Consider the following 3,758-nt stretch of genomic DNA (forward strand, 5'->3'; position numbering starts at 1 on the left):
CGAAAAATGTTTCGAGAACTCAATTTCCATCAAATCATTGCCAAAATTGAAACCTCGCAAACCTATTATAACGATTTTAAAAATTTTGTAAATTCTTCCGATTCGTTTATTGATTTAGAATCCAATAAAAATTTTGTAAAACGATATTTATCGGCAGAATTTTGTAGACAATTGTTGGGCGAAAATCAATTTTACCAAGTAGTTTTAAGAGAAGATATTATGGTCAAAGAGGCTTTGAAGTTGTAGATTACCTCAAACTATCATGAACATGCGTTTCGAAACCATTGTTCCACAAAACCAAAATATCCGTACCAACCGCTGCGCCACTTCCTGCGGCAATAGCTAGTTGGCTCCTGTGTCCTGCCAAAGTTCCAGCCACATAAATACCATCATCTACAAAATGATCTGTATTTTTGAGTTGAATTCTATTTTTTTCTGGCAAAGATTTTTGGTGCGGTTCAATATATTGTTCTAAACCATCAATAGAAAACAAATTGGAAGAACCAATGGCAACCACAATTATTTTGGAAGTATAAATATTCTTGTTGGTTAAAATTTCAAACCCACTGTCAGTTTTGGATACTTTTAAAACTTTTTCGTTGGCAATTTGTTCAACGTGAGGATAATTCAATTGGAGTTGTAGTGTACTTTCTGTAAGCAACTCCGAACCCCACTTTCCAGAATTTATGCCATAAGCATTATAAAAAACAGCATCTTGAAGAGCGGATGCTTTTTGGTGTGTGAATAATCCAATTTTTTTATCTCGGGCAAAATCTTTTTTATGAGCAGATCCTAAAATCAATGCACAAGAAACCCCAGAAACGCCTCCTCCAAAAATAAGAACATCAAACATTTACTGGTTTTTCAATTTTTGATCAATCGATTTTGATACTCTAAAAATCAATAAAATAACCACAGCGCAAAGTACCGCTAGAATTCCAATGATAGCAATCAAACTTTGACCCTCAAGAAGATGTTTGAAATCGATCATGGTCGCATTAAAAATAACCAATCCCAAAGCCAAAATAAAAAAGATGTAACTAAAAATTTTCATTTTAAGATAATTAGGAAACAAAACTACAAAAATTCAAATTATAAGAAAAGTCCTTTAACATTCGCGGCAAATAATTTAACAGCAATGGCCAAAAGCACTACGCCAAAAGTTTTTCTTACCACGCCCAAACCATTTTCTCCAAGAATTTTCTCAATTTTCACAGACGATTTCAACACACCATAAACCAATATAATATTCAAAAATATGGCGATTAAAATATTTATTGTGTGGTATTGCGCCTTCAACGAAAGCAAAGTCGTCATTGTTCCAGCACCAGCAATTAAAGGGAAAGCCAATGGAATAATCGATGCCGAACTAGCTTCCTCGTCACGATACAAACGAATGCCAAGAATCATTTCCAAAGCCAAAAAGAACAACACAAAGGAACCAGCTACCGCAAACGAATTCACATCGATGCCAATAATACTCAAAAATTCCTCACCAATAAAAAGGAAAACAATCATAATAATTCCAGCCACAATCGATGCTTTTCCCGATTCAATGTGACCGTGTTTTTGTCGCAAATCTACCACAATTGGCACAGTGCCCACAATATCGATAACCGCAAAAAGCACCATGCCCACAGTTGCAATCTCCTTCCAGTTTACTTCAAACATAGCTTAAGTATTTTAGTGTAAATATATAAAATATTTTTTTGGGCGTGACCCTCAATTCCTTCGTCGTTCCTCCTCGTAACTTCGGGTCGGGCCATTCACTACAAGTCCTCGTTTCGTCTCCCGATAGCTATCGGGATCCTCACTGTGGGCTTTTCGCTGCTGTCCCTCACGCAAACAAACAATGTAGCAACCTCCACCAAAATCTAATATCTAAAATCTGATATCTAAAATTTTCAACTACCTTTGCAAAATGTTTCAACTCGGCAAAACCATCGTTTCAGAAGATATTCTTCAAAAAGAATTTGTATGCAATTTATCAGCATGCAAAGGCGCTTGTTGTGTCGATGGCGATGCAGGTGCGCCACTACTTGACGATGAAACCAAAATATTGGAAGAAATTTATCCAAAAATAAAACCATTTCTTCGAAGAGAAGGCATCGAAGCCATTGAAGCACAAGGCACTTGGCGCATTGGTACCGATGGTGACAAAGAAACGCCACTAATTGACGAAAAAGATTGTGCCTATGTTATTTTTGATGGCAAAACCGCACTTTGTGGCATAGAACAAGCCTATAATCAAGGCATAATCGACCGGAAAAAGCCCGTTTCCTGTCATCTTTACCCAATTCGTGTGAAAGATTTTACAGAATTTGCCGCCGTAAATTATGACAAATGGGACATTTGCTCACCAGCTTGCTCTCTCGGAAAAGAGTTGGAAGTTCCAGTTTACAAATTTGTCAAAGAAGCACTTATTCGTCGATTTGGCGAAAACTGGTACGCTGAGCTTGAAAAAGTGGCAGAAGAACTTAAAAAGGATTAAAATTTCACTATTTATTTAAAAAATACAAACGCTTATTCCACAATACCTAAGCGGTTTTTTCGTTTATAATTCATTGTGATTCAGATAAATAAGCTAAATGCAAAAAAATCCGACCAAATACATCAGTTGTTCAAAACTATTCACGATTGTGGATAACTATCTCTTTCATTTCACGCAACTTATTTGAATCTTTGTAATCCCGATATGTTAACAAACCCAACATTTATAATCACATAAAAATCAGAGCTATGTCCCAAGTAGAACCAATATTGCAAGAAAACAAAAACCGTTTCGTGATTTTTCCAATCAAACATCATGATATTTGGGAATGGTACAAGAAAATGGAAGCTAGTTTTTGGACAGCCGAAGAAATCGATTTATCACAAGATTTAAACGATTGGAATAATAAATTAAACAACGACGAAAAATATTTCATCAAACATATATTGGCATTTTTTGCAGCTTCAGACGGCATTGTAAACGAAAATCTTGCCGAAAATTTTGTCAACGAAGTGCAATATGCCGAAGCAAAATTCTTCTATGGTTTTCAAATCATGATGGAAAATATCCATTCGGAAACCTATTCGCTTTTAATTGATACTTACGTTAAAGACGAAGCGGAAAAAGACGAATTGTTCAATGCTTTGGAAGTTTTTCCAGCCATCAAGAAAAAAGCAGATTGGGCTTTAAAGTGGATTGATTCAGATTCTTTTGCCGAGCGTTTAATTGCTTTTGCAGCGGTGGAAGGCATTTTCTTTTCTGGCGCATTTTGCTCAATTTATTGGTTGAAAAAACGTGGTTTGATGCCAGGTTTAACTTTTTCCAACGAATTAATTTCGCGTGACGAAGGCGTTCATTGCGATTTCGCAGTGCATTTGCACAACCACCATTTGGTCAACAAAGTGCCAAAAGCAAGAATTAGAGAAATCATCATCGATGCTTTAAAAATTGAAAGAGAATTTATTACAGAATCATTGCCCGTTTCTTTAATTGGTATGAATGCTGGATTGATGACACAATATTTAGAGTTTGTAGCCGACAGATTATTGGTGGAACTAGGTTGCGATAGAGAATACAATACCGCAAATCCATTCGATTTTATGGATATGATTTCTTTGCAGGGAAAAACCAATTTCTTCGAGAAAAAAGTAGCCGAATACCAAAAAGCAGGTGTGATGAATACCGATAGCGAAGCTCAGAAAATTACAATTGACGCGGATTTTTAAATAAAGTTTAGCGAAGTCTCCGATTTCGTTATTGTCATTGC

The 3,758-nt window shown here is 36.0% G+C and carries 5 protein-coding genes and 1 pseudogene; 3 read left to right on the plus strand and 3 right to left on the minus strand.

All coding sequences use genetic code 11. The features are described from left to right. A pseudogene (locus RMN92_RS04190) lies at positions 1 to 246 on the plus strand (peptidase S41); the annotation flags it as partial. A gap of 1 nt (position 247) precedes the next feature. Here the strand turns inward: RMN92_RS04190 and RMN92_RS04195 are convergent. The 3 genes from RMN92_RS04195 to RMN92_RS04205 are packed head-to-tail and all read right to left on the minus strand — an operon-like array spanning position 248 to position 1,671. Then, positions 248 to 853 (minus strand): FAD-dependent oxidoreductase, encoded by a 606-nt coding sequence (locus tag RMN92_RS04195; protein WP_309608210.1) that lies wholly within the window; start codon positions 851 to 853, stop codon positions 248 to 250. Further along, positions 854 to 1,054 carry a hypothetical protein gene (locus RMN92_RS04200; protein WP_309608211.1) on the minus strand — a complete coding sequence of 67 codons (201 nt, stop codon included), beginning with the start codon at positions 1,052 to 1,054 and terminating at the stop codon, positions 854 to 856. Between the two features lie 38 nt (positions 1,055 to 1,092). Next, positions 1,093 to 1,671, minus strand: coding sequence for a MarC family protein (locus tag RMN92_RS04205; protein WP_309608212.1), 579 nt, complete (start codon positions 1,669 to 1,671; stop codon positions 1,093 to 1,095). 250 nt (positions 1,672 to 1,921) lie between these two features. Between RMN92_RS04205 and RMN92_RS04210 the strand changes: the two genes are divergently transcribed. Both RMN92_RS04210 and RMN92_RS04215 read left to right on the plus strand, forming a co-directional pair. After that, complete coding sequence (locus RMN92_RS04210; RefSeq protein ID WP_309608213.1) at positions 1,922 to 2,491, plus strand: DUF3109 family protein; 570 nt, start codon at positions 1,922 to 1,924, stop codon at positions 2,489 to 2,491. Positions 2,492 to 2,739: 248 nt separating this feature from the next. Further along, positions 2,740 to 3,717 (plus strand): ribonucleotide-diphosphate reductase subunit beta, encoded by a 978-nt coding sequence (locus tag RMN92_RS04215; protein WP_309608214.1) that lies wholly within the window; start codon positions 2,740 to 2,742, stop codon positions 3,715 to 3,717. Positions 3,718 to 3,758 lie beyond the last annotated feature (41 nt).

The sequence above is a fragment of the Flavobacterium sp. genome (assembly GCF_031363805.1).
GTDB lineage: Bacteria > Bacteroidota > Bacteroidia > Flavobacteriales > Flavobacteriaceae > Flavobacterium.